This window comes from Arthrobacter sp. D5-1 (assembly GCF_017357425.1).
In the GTDB taxonomy this organism is placed as follows: Bacteria; Actinomycetota; Actinomycetes; order Actinomycetales; family Micrococcaceae; genus Arthrobacter.
In genome coordinates this window covers 133816-151560 of the sequence record NZ_CP014572.1, presented here as the reverse complement: position 1 = coordinate 151560, position 17745 = coordinate 133816, and the positions used below count along the sequence as shown (strand labels likewise).

The window sequence follows — 17745 nt, the reverse complement described above, 5'->3', positions numbered from 1 at the left end:
GTAAGTCCGCGGCGCCTGGCTGTGGGGCCACGCACCGCGGACTTCAGGAGCTAGGCGTTCACCCGGTAGTAGGAAGGGCCGGAGCCGACGTTCACGCTGAAGACGACGGTCTGGTTGCCGTTCCATCCACTGTGGATGGCCTGCCCGTCACCGAGGTAGACCGCGTTATGCGAGAATCCCATTCCGCCGTCGGCGTAGTAGATAAAGTCGCCGGGTTCCGGCGTTGATACCGGCGTGGCGTAGGCCATCAGAGACTCGGGCGATTCATCGCCGACCCCTTGGATCCCTGCCGATCGCAAGGCTACTTCCCCCAGGACCGTGCAGTCCTGGATGGCGCCCATCTGGGCTTGAGCCGCGGCCAGAATTGCTCCGTTAAGCGAAGACGGTGCCCCCTGTCCGCCATCGACGCTCGCCGGCATTAGCGTCGAAGGCTGGTACGGCGCACCGGCGGATGCTGCGGTCGTGCTCGGTGCCGGAACAGCTGCCGGTTCCGAGGCCGGGCTGCCCGCTGCCCCGGAGAGTGTTATGACATCCCCCGGATAGATGATTGAAGCCATGTGAAGTCCGTTCAGCGACAGAATCGCATCCAGGGAGATGCCGTGCAGCGCTGCTATCTGGCCTAAGGTGTCCCCGGCGACCACGGTGTGGACGGTTGCCCCCAGGGCAGCCGCCTGGCTTGGAATTCCTGCCGGGGAGGAAATGGTGGCTGAACCGGTTCCCCCCTGCGGGTCGGAGGCGGTGGCTCCCGCGTGGGCGGGGACGGCCATGCTCAGCACGAGCCCGGACCCCACGGCGACGAGGGCGGCCTGGCGGCCCACTGCCCCGCCGTGGCTGGAGACGCTGCGTGAAATGGTGGACAGGGTACTGCTGGTGGCGGCCCTGTGGCGGGCGTTTTTCTTTGACATTGCTTTAACCTCTCCCGATACCTGCGAGGTGAGCTGTCGGATGCGGGTGGGAGTCACCCGGCCACCGGACATAAATGCCGGCGTCTTAACCCCAAGGATTCAATTTCGAATCCGCAATTTGGTTCCCCCGCCCCTGCCGGAGTTTCTGGTCTATGAGCCTTGGCGGTCGGCAGGGTTCGGTAACAGGCCAAGGGTGCAGCACCTGGTGGGCGGCACGGGGCCAATCTACACGGAAAAATCACAAATGTATAAACATTTAGGGGATAAGTGCGGCGCCCTGTACCGGGAACTTATACCCGGTAGTGGACGTTCTGCGACGCTACTGCCAACGCATGGGTGCCGCGCTCGTCCATGGGGAACAAGGCCACTCCGTCGGGGGAGTACGGCCACGAAAAGGGCGTAATCGCCTGAGGCCGGGGGGTGGGCGCCGTCGAGGCAGCCCGCCCGCCCGGCCTGGCTTGGTCCGGCTTCCCGGCCGGTTACTTGCCGAAGCGCCGCAGCCGCAGTGAGTTGGCGACTACCAGTACGGAGCTGGCCGCCATCGCCGCGCCGGCGATCATTGGGTTGAGCAACCCCAGCGCGGCCACCGGAATGCCGACCACGTTGTAAAAGAAGGCCCAGAACAGGTTGGTCTTGATGGTGGCCAGAGTCCGGCGGGACAGCTCGATCGCCTGGGCCACCTGGCCCAGGTCGTTGCCCATCACGGTGAGGTCCGCCGCTTCGATGGCGACGTCGGTGCCGGAACCCATGGCGATGCCCAAATCCGATTGGGCCAGCGCTGCGGCATCGTTCACGCCGTCACCGGCCATCGCCACCGTCGCGCCACCGGCCTGCAGCGACCGAACAGCTTCGACCTTGCCCTCGGGCAGTACACCTGCGAAAACGTCTTCAGAGGGGATTCCGACGGCGGCGGCGACCTGGTTGGCCACCGCGGCGTTGTCTCCGGTCAGCAGGATGGGCCGCAGCCCCAGTTCGCGCAGACGGGCGATGGCCGCGGCGGAGCCGGGTTTGAGGGTGTCGCGCAGGCTGATGATGCCGGCTGGCTGCCCGTTCACGGCCACCCAGACTGCGGTGGCTCCGTCGGCCTCGGCCGCGGCCAGGGCCGCCTGTTGCTGCGCCGAGACGGTGACGCTGTTTTCCTGCAGCCAACTGGCTCGGCCTACTGTAACGTGGCGCCCGTCGACGCTGCCGCGGACGCCGCCGCCTGGTGCTGAGTGAAAGTCGGTGACGGCCGGCAGCCGCGCGGCGCCGCCGGTTCGGTGTTCGGCGGTCAGCGCTGCCGCGGCAATAGCCCGGGCGACGGGATGCTCGGAGGCGGCCTCCGCCGCGCCCGCCAGGCGCAGGACCTCTGCCTCGGTGAACGGGGCAAACGCATGGGTTCCGTCGACATCCAGGTGGCCGGTGGTCACCGTCCCGGTCTTGTCTAGCAGGATGGTGTCCACGGTGCGGGTGTCCTCAAGGACCTGCGGGCCCTTGATCAGGATGCCGAGTTGGGCGCCGCGGCCCGTGCCGGTGAGCAGCCCGACCGGTGTGGCCAGGCCCAGTGCGCAGGGGCAGGCGATAACCAGCACCGCCACTGCTGCGGTGAAGGCGGCGCGCAGTTCCGCGTCGCTGATGGCAGGGCCTGCCGCGAGCAGCCAGCCGACGAAGGTGAGGGCTGCAAGGACGAGAACCACGGGGACGAAGACCGCGCTGATGCGGTCAGCGAGCCGGGCGATCGGTGCCTTCGCGGTTTGCGCCTGGGAGACCAGCCGTCCCATCTGGGCCAGGGTCGTGTCAGCACCGACCCGGGTGGCGCGGACCAGGAGGCGTCCCGAGGTGTTAATTGTTGCGCCCGTTACCGGGCTGTTCGGGCCTACTTCAACCGGCACTGATTCCCCGGTTACAAGTGAGGCGTCCACTGCAGAGGTCCCTTCCAGGACAACGCCGTCGGTGGCGATCTTCTCACCTGGTCGGACCACGATAACGTCACCGGCCCGGAGCTGGCCGGCCGGGATCAGGACCTCCGAGCCGTCCCGCAGCACGGCGGCATCCTTCGCTCCGAGGTTCAGCAGGGCCTTGAGCGCACCGCCGGCCTTACGCCTTGCGTTGGCCTCCAGGTAGCGGCCCAACAGAAGAAATGTGGTGACAACGGATGCCACCTCGAAGTACAGGCCTCCGGTTTCCATGCCCTCCATCGCCTGCGAATGTTCGGTCATCGCGGGGTCGGCAAAGAGTTGCCACGCGGAGAACAGGTAGGCTGCCGTCACCCCGATCGACACCAGCGTGTCCATGGTGGACCCGAGGTGCCGGGCGTTTATGGCGGCGGCCCGGTGGAAAGGCCATGCCGCCCAGCTCACCACCGGCAGGGCCAGCGCACCCACCACCCAGCCCCAGTTGGAAAACTGCAGCGCCGGGACCATGGAAACCATGAAAACCGGGACGGTAAGGACGGCCGCCACAATCAGTCGGGGACGCAGCTTGCCGGCCGGGTGCGACGGCGGCCCTTCCGGCGGCGACGCGGGGGTTGACCCTGCCAGTCCCGTCGGCGCCGGATCCGCCATTGTCCCGATCGTGCGCACTGGATGTGCCGCCCGCCGGACCGTCGCCTTGTACCCGACGGCAGCCACCGTGGCGGTGATCTGCTCGTCTGTAACGTTTGCGGGAACTGTCACTTGGGCGGATTCCAGCGGCAGGTTGACGAGGGCTTCCACACCGTCAATCTTTCCAAGCTTGCGCTCGACCCGGCCGACACAGGACGAACAGGTCATGCCTTCAATATCGAGCTCAATGACCCGGCTTTCGGGCTGGTGAAGAATTTGCTCATTAAGCACAGTACTGGCTCCTTGGTCGGTTGGAATGGTGCAGGGGCGCCGTGGCCGCACCGGGTGCAATTCACCACAAATCATGCTCGTGACGGGTACCCGGCAGTTGCGGAGGCGGTGTCGATTTACGCCCTGCCCGCGCCCTAACGGATGGCAGGCACAACCGCACAGGCGGCGCCTTCCACAGGCCAATATATACCCCCTGGGGGTATAGTCAGCAATTCGTGGCTGGTCTGCCCCTCTCTGGAAACGTCGTGGTTTTTTAGCCTTCACGTCTCTCAAGGGGCCCTACAAGGACCGCGGCGGGGAGTGACGCTGACCTCTTGCGGACCGCGCTCCGCAGCACGCCCTCCCGTCGGGGCGGAAGGATCCCGCAAGCCGATGGGGGCATGTCCTGCGCAAGACCGGGAAGCGGCCGTTCAGCACCCTGCGGAGATGGCCTCCGCCTCGCGGTGCCGCCGATTTCGCGCATTGCGTACTACAATACCCCTGAGGGTATATTGGGGTTCTGCGCGGTGCGCGGGGGAGTACGCCAGGAGGACAGGCATGGACACGGAGGAGCGGTCGGAAGGCTTGAGACCTGATGGGAGTTCCAGCCATCGCCTGGGTGTTCTTTCCGGCGAGCCCGGGAGTGGGAACCAGCGGCTCCAGCGTCGTGTCATTCCTGTTCTGGTCGGTGGGCAGATTCTCGGTGGCATCGGCATGGGCGCCACGCTGTCCCTGGGTTCCCTGTTGGCCTCGCAGCTCTCCGGGTCCAACGCCTGGTCCGGCATGGCCGCCACGATGAGTACTTTGGGCGCCGCTCTCGCCGCCATCCCGTTGGCCCGGCTGGCTAGCGCCCGCGGCCGCCGGGTTTCGCTGTCCTTGGGTGCACTGATTGCGGGCACCGGCGCCATAGCCGCCATCGCCTCCGCGGCCCTGGGTCTCTTTCCTTTGTTGCTGCTGGGCCTGATGTTCCTTGGTGCAGGTTCCGCAGTGAATCTGCAGGCCCGGTTCGCCGCAACTGACCTTTCCCGGCCCGGGTCCGGGGGCCGGGACCTCTCCATAGTGGTGTGGTCCACTACGATCGGCGCTGTCCTGGGTCCGAACCTCTTCGATCCGGGAGAGAGCGTCGGCGCCGCCCTTGGCCTGCCCCCTCTCACTGGGGCTTTTGCCTTTTCCGTGGCCGCCCAGATTTCAGCCGCCGCCGTCTATGCGGCGGGCCTGCGGCCGGACCCCCTCCTGACCGCGATGTCCGCACGGGTGCCGGACCCTGCCGCGCCCCGGCCCCGGAGCGGCTTGCGGATTCTGTACACCACCCCCCGGGCCCGCTACGCGGTAGCGGCAGTCGCCCTCAGCCACGCCACAATGGTGGCCCTCATGTCGATGACCCCAGTGCACCTGCGCGACCATGGGGCCAGCCTCACCGTGGTGGGACTGACCATCAGTCTGCACATTGCAGGCATGTACGCGCTGTCTCCCGTCTTTGGCTGGATGTCTGACAAGGTCGGGCCCCTGCGCACCATTCTTGCGGGTCAGGGGATGCTGCTGGTTTCGCTGGTGCTGGCCGGCATCGCCGCCAACTCCCGCAGCGCCGTGACCGCGAGCCTGATTTTGCTGGGGCTCGGCTGGTCCGCGTCCGTGGTCGGCGGATCGGCCCTGGTCGCTGATTCGGCGCAGCTGCAGGACCGGCCCGCACTTCAGGGCATCTCGGACCTGGGCATGAACGCCGCCGGAGCCGCAGGCGGGGCTTTGGCCGGTCCCGTGCTGGCCGCCGCCGGATACTCGGGTCTAGGGTTCATCTCTCTGACTTTGGTAGCCATTGTCATCATCTGGTCTGCCCTGCAGCCACGGCAGTCCACCCGGAACCAGGAGCAGCCATGACACCAAACAGACAGCACAGGATGAGCGTCCGCCGCGATCGCCTGCGGCAGTTGCCCGAGGTGCTCGCCAACTGGTCGCGGAAGCGGGTAACGGTGACCGTCATCACGGCGGCTGCCTCCGCAGTCTTCCTGACGGCCGCAACGGGCATGATCTTCGGCGCCGGAACCGGCTGGGCGGGCTATGCCCTGGTAAGCGCAGGGTCAATCCTGGCCGGCTTCCTGGCAGGCAGCTATACGGACGCACCGATTGGCGCGGTGCCCACCTTTTGCGATTTGCGGTGGCCTGTTATGGGCATGTTCGGCATGGTTTGGGCGGGCTCGCCCCGGGAAGCCCTGCCGCCAGTCCAGGGCATAGTCGGCACGCTGGCCCTGGCCCTGATGGCCTTGGCCCTGCACGCCCGACTGGAGCACGAGCGCAAGGTTACTTTGGCCCGCCGACCGCAGGATTCCGACGTCGAGGTCTGCACCGATTGTCGCCCGCTGTTTTCCGCCAAGCTGCCACCGCGCTGAAGGGGTGGATACCGCAAGCAGCGGCCCTCACGTGCGCCTGCCCCAGCGCCCGACCCTCACGTCTTCTCAGCGACCTTGCAGCCACGCTCCGCCGGACACGGCAGGGGAGCGAGGTGGCCGTGCTCTAGCTGCGGGGTCGCGCTTGCCTACCGGCAGCATCCCCGTCACTGGGACAGGAATTCAAGAGTCCGTCAAGCGGCTGCCGCTGTCAGGTTCAGGTGTGCCCAATTGGACCGCCGTTCCGGCATGAACCGCTTGGTTCTGTTCGCGCCACAGGGTCGGCTCTTGAGTAGGGCTTTCGCCGGGCTTCTCCTAAGACGATCGCGATAGGTGATGGGTACGTCTGCTGGAGCTGGGGCGATTTATAGGGCGCGTAGACTGGCTGAAAGGTGAGCCGGGAAGTCTGGTCGGCATGTTCTTTGTCGACCCAATGTTTAGGACACTCATGAGTAAAGACCCGTCCGCTCCTTCACGCTCCTCTGTTTTAGGACGGGGAAGCTACGGCGAAGTGCTGCGCATTGGCGAGATCCTGCGGAAGGAAACCGTCGGCGGCATCCTGCTCGTCGCAGCAGCAATCATCGCCCTGATTTGGGCAAACTCCCCGGCGTCCGACAGCTACTTCGCGCTCCGCGATTTCCGCATCGGGTACGAGCCCTGGCACTTGGAACTCAGTCTCGGGGCCTGGGCTGCCGACGGATTGCTGGCGATCTTCTTCTTCCTCGTGGGGCTCGAACTCAAACGAGAGTTCGTGGCCGGAGACCTTCGCCAATTCAGTAAATCCGTGGTGCCCATCGCAGCGGCCGTCGGAGGCGTCGTAGTCCCTGCAGCTATCTATGCCTTGATCAATCTGACCAGCCCTGAAACCCTGCGGGGCTGGGCGATCCCTACAGCAACGGACATCGCCTTCGCCGTGGCCGTGTTGGCGATCATCGGCTCGCACCTGCCCAGTGCGCTGCGGATCTTCCTGCTGACCTTGGCCGTGGTCGATGACCTTATGGCCATCAGCATCATCGCGGTGTTCTATTCGTCCGACATCCAGGCCGGACCGCTGCTGCTGGCCCTTATTCCGCTGGCGGTTTACACCTTCCTGGCCCAGAAGTACCGCAGGTTTTTCGGCACCAAACCCGTTGCCGCGTGGGTGATCCTTCTTCCCCTGGGCGTGATCACGTGGGCGTTGGTGCATGCTTCCGGGATTCATGCCACGGTCGCCGGTGTGCTGTTGGGATTCGCCATCCCTGTGATCCGGTCACAGGCCAGCGGAGGGCCTTCCGCTGGTCCTGGGCTCTCCGAGATCTTCGAACACCGGTTTCGGCCGATTTCCGCCGGCATCGCGGTGCCCGTTTTTGCTTTCTTTTCCGCCGGTGTCGCCGTGGGCGGCTGGGACGGCCTGATCTCGGCCGTCACTGACCCTGTCGCGATCGGCATCATCGTGGCTTTGGTGCTGGGTAAGCCAGTCGGGATCGTGGGCACGACTTGGCTCCTGACAAAGGTCACCAGGGCGTCCCTGGACCGGTCCTTGAAGTGGATCGATGTGTTCGGGGTGTCCCTTTTGGCCGGGATCGGCTTCACTGTTTCGCTTCTGGTGGCGGAGCTGAGTTTCGGGCAGGGCAGCGCCCATGACGACCACGCCAAGGTGGGGATTCTCGCCGCGTCGCTGCTGGCCGCACTGTTGGCGGCGGCAGTGCTGGGCGTCCGGAACCGTCAGTACCGTGCCGTGGAGGCTGAAGAGGCCATCGATACCGACCAGGACGGGATCCCGGACGTTTACGAAGAAGACCGCCGCCTGTGACCTAATCCGGCCCACAACGTGGAAGTCCCCTACCGATTGTGCGGTAGGGGACTTTCCTCATGAAGGCGGTCGCCGATGGACAGGCCGGGACAGGATCAGTGTCCCGCGCCGAGTTTCCCCCCGAGGCGTTCGCGCATGGTGATGCTGGCCTCGTTAAGGCCGACGATCTTCACGTCTTTGCCGTGGTGGTGGTACTTCTCGGTTATGGCGTCCAGGGCCGCGATCGTGGAGGCGTCCCAGAGGTGGGATGCGTGCATGTCGATGACGACGTGGTCCGGGTCCAGGGCGTATTCGAACTGGGTGTAGAGATCGTTGGAGGAGGCGAAGAACAGCTCGCCGTCCACCACGTAGGTGGCGGTCTCGTGGCCGTCCACCTCTCGCACCGTCCGTTCGACGGTGACGAAGTGCGCGACGCGGCGGGCGAACATCACCATGGCCACGAGGACACCGACGCCGACGCCAATGGCCAGGTTGTGCGTAGCGACGGTGACGATGACGGTGGCGACCATGACCAGGGTTTCGCTCTTGGGCATCATCTTCAGGGTCCGGGGGTGGATGCTGTGCCAGTCAAAGGTGGCCCAGGAAACGAAGATCATCACCGCAACGAGCGCGGCCATCGGGATGACAGACACGACACCGCCGAGCGCCACCACGAGGATGAGGAGGAAGACGCCGGCGAGGAACGTGGAGATCCGGGTGCGTGCGCCGGAAGCCTTGACGTTGATCATGGTCTGGCCGATCATCGCGCAGCCGCCCATGCCACCAGTGAAGCCAGTAATGATGTTGGCCACGCCCTGGCCCCAGGCTTCGCGGGTCTTGTGGGAGCGGGTGTCCGTGACGTCGTCAACAAGTTTGGCGGTCATCAGGGATTCAAGGAGTCCGACGAACGCCATGGCAAGGGCGTAGGGGAAGAGGACTTGCAATGTGTCGAGGGTGAACGGGACGTTGGGGATGAACAGTGTCGGCAGGGATTCGGGCAGGTCACCCTTGTCTCCCACGGTCGGAACAGCGACCGAGGCCAGGACGGTGATGAGGGTCAGGACGACGATCGCGACCAGCGGGGCGGGAACGACGTTAGTGAGTTTGGGCAGGCCGAACACGATCAGCAGGGCCAGCGCCACCAGCGGGTAGACCAGCCAAGGGACGCCGAGCAGTTCCGGGACCTGGGACATAAAGATCAGGATGGCCAGTGCGTTCACGAAGCCCACCATCACCGAGCGGGGGATGAAGCGCATCAGTTTCGCCACGCCGGACAGGCCCAGGATGATCTGGAAGATCCCGGCAAGGATCACGGCGGCGATGAAGTAGTCCACGCCGTGGGACTTCACCAGCGGGGCGATCACCAGGGCGATGGCACCGGTGGCGGCGGAGATCATCGCGGGCCGGCCTCCGACGAAGGCGATGGTGACGGCCATGGTGAAGGATGCGAAGAGTCCAAGCCGCGGATCGACACCGGCGATGATGGAGAAGGCGATCGCCTCCGGGATCAATGCCAGTGCGACAACGAGCCCGGCGAGGACTTCGGTCTTGAGCCTGCGCGGGGACTTCAGGGTTTCCCGGACAGATTGCAGCTGCTCGGGCGTGAATGCCGGGGCATTCGTGGCTGGTTTAACGGCCAATGCTGGCTCCGTTTCATGCTCAAGAAGACACGCGGCAGCGGCTTCAAATGTTCGAGGGAAAGGTGGGGCGCATCAACGCACCGGGAATGAGAACGCCAGCCACTAGGCTTGGACGTCTACACCCATTTCCCCCAAGTCTACCCTAACGTGGTGGTAGAGTTTAGGGCGGACATACGCAGGAGGTCTTTGATGACGGAACGGACCAGCAGCCGCACCATGCATATCGGTGAACTCGCTGAAAGGACCGGGCTGTCCCTGAGGACCATCCGCCACTATGACGAGGTCGGGCTTTTGCCGGCCACCGGACGTACTGAGGGCGGGTTCAGGGTCTACGCCGAGAATGATGTCGAGCGGCTGACACTGATCAAGCAGATGAAGCCGCTGGGATTCTCGCTGGAGGAGATGGGGGAGATCCTGGACATGCTCTCCGCTCTGGAATCCGGCAGCGAAAGCGTTGGGGCCAGGGGGGAAAAGCTCGCCTTGTTCATGGAGCGGGCGAAAAACCAGCGAGACAAGATTGCCCGGAATCTGTCCCAGGCCGATGAGTTCATTGAGCGGATGGGCAAAAACACCTGAAGGCTTAGGCGGTCAACCAGGTGTAGCGGTTGGTCAGCGCGTGGATCAGATCCTGTTTTGATACCTGCTGTTCCGTCGTGACAACAGGCCGGCGCTGGAGCGCTTCGGCGAACAGTCCGAGCCGTACACGGTAGCGTGCGCCAATCTCGGAGGCGGGGTAGCGATCGAGGGTGTCCATGACGGAGACCATGTCGCGTATTTCCTCGACCCGGAAGTTCAGGACGCTCATCGTGCTGAGGATTTCAAGTACCGGAGTTTGCTCCGCTCCGAACAAGGGCCCGTGCTCCGGATCGTTTTCGAGGGGTTTGATGATCCTGAGGGTGACCAGGTGCTGGATGGTCTCGGCGGGAACACCGGCGGCCGCGGCAGCGCCGCCGACATCGAGCAGGTTGTTGTGGGAAACGGTCTCAAACGGTGTCACGGTGCTCTCCTGGTTTTGTTCGTGGTGGAGGTAGGGCTGAGGCATGCCGGCCCGGTCATCCGCCCCAGCCTGTCGCGGCCAGGAGGCTGCGCTTGAAGGCAGGGGTCATGGTCTCGACATAGGTTTTGTTGAGGTGGTCGTGGTCGCGGTAGACGTACACGTTGCCCACCACTGCCGGGCACACGGTGTCGGTGCAGATGCTGTCGGTGACGTCCACGGAGTGCAGCAGGGGTTCGCGCGTTGCCAGCTCCTGCAGTGGGTTCACCTTCAGCAGGACGTCGTCCCTGGCGGGGTTGCATTCGGGGGAGTCCTGGCCGTGCAGCCCGACGCAGGCGAACATGTGGAACGGGAACCGCGGGTTGTCGCGGACGGCAACCACTTCGATGCCGGCGTCAAGGAATGGCCGGATGCCGTCCTCGTAGTCCGGGACAAGTCCTTCGCGCGGGGCTTCCTGGTAGCTCAGGGTGCCGTGGGTGAGGACGGCGTCGGGTGAGAGTGCAAGCACATAGTCCATGGCGGCCTCGTTCCGTTCGTTGCACTCGCGGTCGCGGGAGGATGATTCCGCGCCGTACCGGCAGGCGTTTTTGAGCAGGGAGATCATCCTCCAGTTGTGCTCCTGGGCAGTCGGAATCAGGGCCGGCATGAGCTGTTGCGCGTGCGAGTCGCCGATCACGACGACGGTTTTTGTGGCGGCAGTGTCGGGCTCGATCTGCTGGCAGGACTCCAGTGCGGAGTGCTGAGGAGCATAATCGGTGGTGCAGGCGGGTCCGGCGTTGCCCCATTCCTTATCCAGTGCGGTTTTGGCAGGGATGAGCGGCGCGTCGGGAAGCTCCTGCAGGTCGTATCCGGGTTCCAGTGCGGCGGCGCCGGGGTTGAGGTGGTTGGCCTGCGTTTGCAGTTCTCGTTCGGTGAGTCCTATGCGGGTTTCCCAGCCGCTGAGGGGGATGGCGACGGCGATGGCCAGGGCGATGGTGATCCCGGCGCTGCGGCGTTTGCGCCGGTGCATCCAGCCCCATGACCGGAGGGGGCGTTCAACGAGCCGGGTGGTCAGCCAGGCCAGGACCACCGAGATGCCGATGATGAAGGCCCCTGCCACTGCCGTGACTTCGCCTGCTGTACTGAGGATCAGGTAGCCGATTAATACGGGCCAGTGCCACAGGTACAGGGCGTAGGAGATTCCGCCGAGTCGCCGGACCGGCGCGGCTGTCAGGAACCGGTCTGCTCCCATGCGGTGGCCGGTCCGGCCGGCGGTGATGACCATGGCTGCGCCGAGGGTGGGGATGAGGGCGACCCATCCGGGGAATTGGTTGTCGACCTGGATCACTGCCCCGCAGAGCAGGATCGCGGCCAGCCCCACCCATCCCAGCGCGATCCGCACGGCCTTTGCCGGCCGGAGGTAGGGCAGTGCCAGGGCCAGCAAGGATCCCAGCGCAAATTCCCACAGGCGGGCCCGGGTGTCGAAGTAGGCAAAGGACTGGTTTGCCGCTGTTTCGTGGATCGAAAAGGCCAGTGAGAGGGCGAAGATTGTCCCGAACAGGGCGGTGGCGAGGGCCCGGAACGATACCCCTGACAGGCGTGCTGCTACCGCAGCACCGAGCAGCAGGAGGGGCCAGAGGATGAACACCTGGCCCTGGATGGAGAGTGACCAGAAATGCTGGAAGGGGCTTGCGGTGGCTGCCTGGGCTGCCTGGTAGTCCACGGCGCTGAAGGCCATCGCCCAGTTCTGCACGTAGAACAGCGATGCCCACGCGTGTTCGATCAGTTGCGCCCAGCGGACCGGCGGGAAGAATGCAGCCCCTGCAGCCACGGTGGCCAGCAGCACAATCGCCGCGGGAGGGACCAGCCGGCTGAAGACCCTTACCCAGTACCGCCGCAGTGCGAACGGCTCCCCGGTGCGCACGCGCTCTGAAAATGACAGTGTCAGCAGGAAGGCCGAGACCAGCAGGAAGACGTCGACGCCACCGGAAACCCGCCCGAGCCAGACGTGGTAGAGCACGACGATGAGCAGCGCGATGGCCCGCAGCCCGTCAACCTCGGGCCGGAATCGCGTGCCGGCCTTCGGTGTAGCCGCCTGCGCCCTTTCGGTGGTGATCGTCAAAGTACTCCCTGCATGGCCGGTAGATCAGAATCAAGTTGCAACTACACTCTACCCTAACGTTAGGGTAGAGTGTAGTTGGCGCGGGAACACCGAGAGCGAAGCGGCCGGAAGGTACAGAAATGCCCAGGACAGCGAACATCCCCACCACGCACAGCCCGTCCCTCCGGGATGAGGCGGGCAGGCGGCGGACGTTCGCGGTCATCTCCCATCCCGACGCGGGGAAGTCCACCCTGACTGAGGCGCTGGCGCTCTATGCCCGTGTGATCAAGGACGCCGGCGTCACGCACGGCAAGTCCAGCCGGCACGGGACAGTATCGGACTGGATGGGCCTGGAGCAGGAACGGGGCATCTCGATCAGCTCCGCGGCCCTTCAGCTGAACCACAATGGCGCGGTCCTGAATGTGGTGGACACCCCGGGCCACGCCGATTTCTCTGAGGACACGTACCGGGTCCTGGCCGCGGTGGACTTCGCCGTGATGCTGATCGACGCCGCCAAAGGCTTCGAGCCCCAGACCCTCAAACTCCTTGCAGTGTGCCGCCGCCGGGGACTTCCCATCATCACGGTGATCAACAAGTGGGATCGGCCCGGCCTTGAATCCCTTGGCCTCATCGACGGGATCGCCGAGCAGACGGGCATGGCTCCGGTTCCACTGACCTGGCCGGCCGGCAGGGCCGGCGCCTTCACCGGACTGTTCGACCTCCGCCGGGGCGAGGCGGTGCGGCTTGAAGCTGTCCGGGGCGGTGCGCTGCCCAGCCTGGAGACACCGGTGACAGGCGGGCCCGGGACGCTGAATGCTCAGTGGCAGGCGGAACTGGAGGAGGCAGAACTCGTCTCCGCCGCCAGCGGAGCATTTGACGCCGCCGCCTTTCATGCCGCCCAGCAGACTCCGGTGCTGTTCACCGCTGCTGCCAAAAACTTCGGCGTGCGGCAACTGCTTGACGTGCTCGCCGAACTCGGTCCTGCCCCGTCGGACCGCAGCACAGAAGCCGGCGGCTATCGGCCGGTGGATGCGGGGTTCTCCGGGTTCGTCTTCAAGGTCCAGGCCGGGCAGGACGCCGCCCACCGCGACCACATCGCCTTCCTCCGGGTCTGTTCCGGGGTTTTCGAGCGCGGCATGACACTGACGAACGCCAGGCTGGGGCGGCCGTTCGCCACCAAGTACGCCCACCGGGTCATTGGCCGCAGCCGCGAAGTCATCGATCTCGCCTGGCCCGGGGACATTGTCGGGCTCGTCAACGCGGCCAGCCTGCGGGTGGGGGACAGCCTGTACGCCGAAGAAGAGGTACGGTTTCCGGAGATTCCGCACTTTGCCCCGGAACTCTTCACCGTCGCCCGCGCCGCGGATCCGGGCCGGTACAAACAGTTCCGGCGCGGCATCGCCCAGCTGGAACACGAAGGCGTCGTCCAGGTCCTGCGCTCGGACCGGCGCGGGGAACAGGCCCCCGTCCTGGCAGCCGTGGGAGCCCTGCAGTTTGAAGTGGCGCAGCACCGCATGGCCGAGGAATTCCACGCCCCGGCAACCTTCGAACCCTTGCCCTATAGCCTGGCCATGCGGCTGGAGACGACAGGCGCCCGCCCACCGGAAACCTTCCGCGGCGGGGAAGTCCTGCACCGCTCCGACGGGGAGACATTGGCGCTGTTCACGGACCGGTACAAGCTCGAGCACTTCCGCGAGGACAACCCCGGGCTGACCCTCACCGCGATCGGCGCCTGACCGGGCTGCGCGGCCTGGCGCTCAGCCGGCCATCCGGTTGCTGATGACGGCAATGAACTGGTCCGCACGCCCCAGGTCCGAGGCCAGCGCCTCCCTCCTGGCCATGGCCTCACGCAGCATCGATGCGAGTTCGGCTTTGGCGGCCTCCGGGGTCCCGGGGCTCCGGGAGGTCAGGACGTCGAGCATCTCCGCGATTTCCTCCAGGCCAAAACCGAGGGACCGTGCCTGCCGGATCAACAGCAGGCGTTCGTAGTCCTCCTCGGAGTAGACCCGGAACCCGCCTTCGGTCCGGGCGCTCGGATGCAGCAGTCCCACAGAGTCATAGTGCCTGATGGTCCTCAGCGACAGGGCGGTACGTTCGGCCAGTTCCCCAATGTGCACAGTTTCCTCCCGGATGGTTAGGGCTCCTGATTGGAAGTCTACCATTACGTTAGGGTACAGTTTGTGGTGGGCCTGGAGGTCCTCCCTACTTTTACCGGCGCAGCGCGGCGCCCACTCACACTCGCACCACCCGGGGCACTCATCTGCCCCACAACCCATGAAATGGAGCCCGCATGACTGTTGCCGCCCACGCGCCAACCCTGACACCGGAGCAACGCCAGTCCGTCTGGCGAACCCTCCGGTCCCCCCGCCTGCTGCGCACGGAGGTCCTCGCGGGCCTGGTGGTCGCCCTGGCCCTGATCCCTGAGGCGATCGCCTTTTCCCTGATCGCCGGAGTAGACCCCCGGCTGGGGCTGTTTGCCTCCTTCACCATGGCCGTCACCATTGCTTTCCTGGGCGGGCGTCCGGCGATGATCTCGGCCGCTACAGCAGCCACGGCGCTGGTCATCGCCCCGCTGGTGAAGTCCCACGGTGTGGACTACTTCATCGCCGCCGTGATCCTGGCCGGCATCTTCCAGATCATTTTGGGTGTGCTGGGTGTCGCGAAACTGATGCGGTTCATCCCGCGCTCGGTCATGGTTGGGTTTGTTAACGCCCTGGCTATCCTGATTTTCACCTCGCAGCTGCCTGAGCTGCTCGGCGTTCCGTGGCTGGTCTACCCCTTGGTCGCCGTCGGACTTGTGATCATTTTCCTGCTGCCGCGGATCACCAAGGTGGTACCGGCTCCGCTGGTCGCCATCGTGGTCCTGACTGCCGCTGCGGTCCTCTTCGCGATCAACGTTCCCACCGTGGGCGGGAAGGGCGAACTCCCTGAGAGCCTCCCCTCGCTGTTCCTCCCCAACGTTCCGCTGAACTTCGAGACCTTCCAGATCCTCGCGCCGTTCGCCGCCGGCATGGCCGTCGTGGGTCTGATGGAATCGCTCATGACCGCCAAACTGGTCGACGACGTGACCGATACCCACTCGATGAAAGTACGGGAATCCTGGGGCCAGGGCGTCGCCAATGTCATTTCCGGCTTCACCGGCGGCATGGGCGGCTGCGCCATGGTCGGCCAGACCATGATCAACGTCAAGGCCTCCGGCGCCCGCACCCGCATCTCAACCTTCATGGCCGGCGTCTTCGTCCTGATCCTGGTCGTGTCCCTGGGGGACATCGTGTCGCTGATCCCCATGGCCGCCCTGGTCGCCGTAATGATCTTCGTCTCGATCGCCACCTTCGACTGGCACAGCATCAAGCTCAGCACCCTCAAGCGGATGCCCAAGAGTGAAACCACCGTCATGCTCGCCACCGTGGTTCTAACGGTCTGGACGCACAACCTGGCCATCGGTGTGATCTTCGGCGTGATCGTCGCCATGGTCGCCTTCGCCCGCAGGGTCGCCCACTTCATGAGCGTGGAGCGCACCATCGAGGAGCACTTCGGGGAAACGTTCGCCAAGTACAAGGTCAGCGGGGAGCTGTTCTTCGCCTCCTCCAACGACCTGTACATGCAGTTCGAATATGCCGAGGACCCGGACCGGATCGTCATCGACCTCTATGATTCCCACCTGTGGGATGCTTCCACCATCGCGGCGCTTGATTCCATCGCCGCCAAGTACCACAGCTACGGCAAAGAGGTTGAAGTTGAAGGGCTCAATACGGCCAGCGCAGCCATCCGCGAACGCCTCGGCGGGATGCTCAACGGCGCCCACTGACGCCATTACCGCCGTCACCGTCACGGCCGTCCGCCCGGATCTGGGCGGACGGCCGTGACGTCTCAACAGCAGGGCGGTGCCGGCGGCACACGGAAGTCCTGGGCCGGCACCGTCACCGCCGCCGCACTGATCACGGCCGCCAGCGCACCAGGACAGACTGCCGGGCTCTCGCCCTTCACCGATCCGCTCATCGACCAGCTCGGGATCAGCCGGACCGACATCTCCCTCAGCTACCTGGTCGGCACCCTCGCCGGCGCCCTGGCCCTGCCGTTCATCGGCAGGGCGCTGGACCGGTGGGGCGCCCGGCTGGTCATCACCGCAGCTGCCCTGGTTTTCTCCTCGGCACTGTTGGCGATGAGCTTTGTCAGCGAGATCCTGGGCCTGACCGCCGGGTTTGTCTTCCTGCGCATGGCAGGCCAGGGTGCGCTCACCCTCGCGGCCACGACGGCGGTCGTCAAGGCCGTGACCTACCGGCGGGGACTTGCGGTGGGCATCACCGCCGCCGTCGGATCGGCAGGTATCTCACTCACGCCGGTGCTCGTGGAGCGCCTGATCAGTGCCGGCGGCGTGCAACTGGCCTGGCGGCTGGAAGCCGTGGCCGTCCTGGTGATCATCCTCCCCATGGTTCTTCTGCTTCCGCGGCACCGGCCAGTGGCCGTCCACAAAAATCCCGCACCCCAGGACCACGCTCCTGCAGCGGGGCACGACGGAGAGCACGGGAATGGACACGTCCGCGAGCGGTTGTGGAGCGGAAAACAGGCCGCCCGGACGCCGATCTTCTGGGCCATCGCCGCGGCCCTGGCCGCCACCGGAATGCTCTCCACCGCCCTGGCATTCCACCAGGTGTCCATCCTCACCGCCCAGGGGCTCTCAACCACGGAAGCGGCAGCGAACTTCATCCCGCAGACAGTGACGGGGATCCTCGCCACCATCATCCTCGGTGCGGTCTCGCACCGCTTGGACCCCCGCCTTGCACTGGCCGGCTCCATGGGGCTGCTTGCCGCGGCGCTGCTGTTCCTGCCCCTGATCACCGGAACACTCCCGGGCATCTTTTATGGCCTGCTGCTGGGCGGGGCCGGGGGAGCGGTGCGGGCTGTCGAGCCGATCGCCCTGGCGCACTATTTTGGGACCGCCAGCATCGGGGGAATAAGGGGAGTCATCTCAGCCATCAACGTCGGTTCCACGGCGCTGGGCCCGATCCTGTTTTCCCTCGGCCGGGACGCCAGCGGCGGCTACGTGATGCCGAGTCTGCTCGCCTCGGCCATCCCTCTGGGGGTCGCGGTGTTTGCGCTGCTGTGCCCCGCGCCGGGCAGCACCGGCGGAATACTCCGGCGCAGCACTCCCGCCAAAGTTTAAACAATTGAAGGCCAGGCC

Annotated in this window: 13 protein-coding genes and 1 riboswitch; of the genes, 7 read left to right on the top strand and 6 right to left on the bottom strand. The window is 65.5% G+C overall.

Translation table 11 applies throughout. From position 1 onward, the window contains the following. Positions 1-50 precede the first annotated feature (50 nt). Together AYX22_RS22700 and AYX22_RS22695 are read right to left on the bottom strand one after the other, a co-directional pair. Positions 51-905: a LysM peptidoglycan-binding domain-containing protein gene (locus AYX22_RS22700; RefSeq protein ID WP_207597798.1), complete on the bottom strand. Its 855-nt coding sequence runs from the start codon at positions 903-905 to the stop codon at positions 51-53. A gap of 4 nt (positions 906-909) precedes the next feature. Next, positions 910-1066, bottom strand: a riboswitch (cyclic di-AMP (ydaO/yuaA leader). Positions 1067-1384: 318 nt separating this feature from the next. Then, positions 1385-3718 carry a heavy metal translocating P-type ATPase gene (locus AYX22_RS22695; protein WP_207597797.1) on the bottom strand — a complete coding sequence of 778 codons (2334 nt, stop codon included), beginning with the start codon at positions 3716-3718 and terminating at the stop codon, positions 1385-1387. Between the two features lie 537 nt (positions 3719-4255). On the opposite strand from AYX22_RS22695, the gene AYX22_RS22690 reads away from it, so the two are divergent. From AYX22_RS22690 to nhaA, 3 genes are all read left to right on the top strand, one after another. Next, on the top strand, positions 4256-5572 hold the full coding sequence (locus AYX22_RS22690; RefSeq protein ID WP_207597796.1) for an MFS transporter: 1317 nt from the start codon (positions 4256-4258) through the stop codon (positions 5570-5572). After that, positions 5569-6081, top strand: coding sequence for a hypothetical protein (locus tag AYX22_RS22685; protein WP_207597795.1), 513 nt, complete (start codon positions 5569-5571; stop codon positions 6079-6081). Before AYX22_RS22690 ends, AYX22_RS22685 begins: the two co-directional genes overlap by 4 nt. A gap of 445 nt (positions 6082-6526) precedes the next feature. Beyond that, positions 6527-7870, top strand: a complete 1344-nt coding sequence (nhaA, locus tag AYX22_RS22680; RefSeq protein WP_207597794.1) for a Na+/H+ antiporter NhaA — start codon at positions 6527-6529, stop codon at positions 7868-7870. 95 nt (positions 7871-7965) lie between these two features. Here nhaA and AYX22_RS22675 read toward each other — a convergent pair whose 3' ends face one another. After that, a complete protein-coding gene (locus tag AYX22_RS22675; RefSeq protein WP_207597793.1) occupies positions 7966-9489 on the bottom strand; it encodes a SulP family inorganic anion transporter in 1524 nt (507 codons plus the stop codon). Between the two features lie 189 nt (positions 9490-9678). On the opposite strand from AYX22_RS22675, the gene AYX22_RS22670 reads away from it, so the two are divergent. Continuing rightward, positions 9679-10065: a MerR family transcriptional regulator gene (locus AYX22_RS22670; protein ID WP_207597792.1), complete on the top strand. Its 387-nt coding sequence runs from the start codon at positions 9679-9681 to the stop codon at positions 10063-10065. 4 nt (positions 10066-10069) lie between these two features. Here the strand turns inward: AYX22_RS22670 and AYX22_RS22665 are convergent, their stop codons facing one another. Next, positions 10070-10486 (bottom strand): hypothetical protein, encoded by a 417-nt coding sequence (locus AYX22_RS22665; protein WP_207597791.1) that lies wholly within the window; start codon positions 10484-10486, stop codon positions 10070-10072. Positions 10487-10541: 55 nt separating this feature from the next. Continuing rightward, entirely contained in the window at positions 10542-12584 is a 2043-nt protein-coding gene (locus AYX22_RS22660) for an acyltransferase family protein (protein ID WP_242703673.1), read from the bottom strand. A 119-nt stretch (positions 12585-12703) separates the two neighbouring features. Here AYX22_RS22660 and AYX22_RS22655 point away from each other — a divergent pair, with 119 nt between their 5' ends. Continuing rightward, entirely contained in the window at positions 12704-14299 is a 1596-nt protein-coding gene (locus AYX22_RS22655) for a peptide chain release factor 3 (RefSeq protein WP_207597790.1), read from the top strand. 21 nt (positions 14300-14320) lie between these two features. On the opposite strand, the gene AYX22_RS22650 is transcribed toward AYX22_RS22655, so the two are convergent. After that, positions 14321-14725, bottom strand: coding sequence for a MerR family transcriptional regulator (locus AYX22_RS22650; protein ID WP_207597789.1), 405 nt, complete (start codon positions 14723-14725; stop codon positions 14321-14323). A gap of 128 nt (positions 14726-14853) precedes the next feature. Between AYX22_RS22650 and AYX22_RS22645 the strand changes: the two genes are divergently transcribed. Next, positions 14854-16371, top strand: a complete 1518-nt coding sequence (locus AYX22_RS22645; RefSeq protein ID WP_207597788.1) for a SulP family inorganic anion transporter — start codon at positions 14854-14856, stop codon at positions 16369-16371. 54 nt (positions 16372-16425) lie between these two features. Next, positions 16426-17727: an MFS transporter gene (locus tag AYX22_RS22640; protein WP_207597787.1), complete on the top strand. Its 1302-nt coding sequence runs from the start codon at positions 16426-16428 to the stop codon at positions 17725-17727. Positions 17728-17745 lie beyond the last annotated feature (18 nt).

Excerpts from the sequence above, each read along its gene's own strand:
- AYX22_RS22700 (WP_207597798.1), bottom strand. The coding sequence starts at position 905 with ATGTCAAAGAAAAACGCCCGCCACAGGGCCGCCACCAGCAGTACCCTG.
- AYX22_RS22690 (WP_207597796.1), top strand. The coding sequence starts at position 4,256 with ATGGACACGGAGGAGCGGTCGGAAGGCTTGAGACCTGATGGGAGTTCC.
- AYX22_RS22685 (WP_207597795.1), top strand. The coding sequence starts at position 5,569 with ATGACACCAAACAGACAGCACAGGATGAGCGTCCGCCGCGATCGCCTG.
- nhaA (WP_207597794.1), top strand. The coding sequence starts at position 6,527 with ATGAGTAAAGACCCGTCCGCTCCTTCACGCTCCTCTGTTTTAGGACGG.
- AYX22_RS22670 (WP_207597792.1), top strand. The coding sequence starts at position 9,679 with ATGACGGAACGGACCAGCAGCCGCACCATGCATATCGGTGAACTCGCT.
- AYX22_RS22655 (WP_207597790.1), top strand. The coding sequence starts at position 12,704 with ATGCCCAGGACAGCGAACATCCCCACCACGCACAGCCCGTCCCTCCGG.
- AYX22_RS22650 (WP_207597789.1), bottom strand. The coding sequence starts at position 14,725 with ATGGTAGACTTCCAATCAGGAGCCCTAACCATCCGGGAGGAAACTGTG.
- AYX22_RS22645 (WP_207597788.1), top strand. The coding sequence starts at position 14,854 with ATGACTGTTGCCGCCCACGCGCCAACCCTGACACCGGAGCAACGCCAG.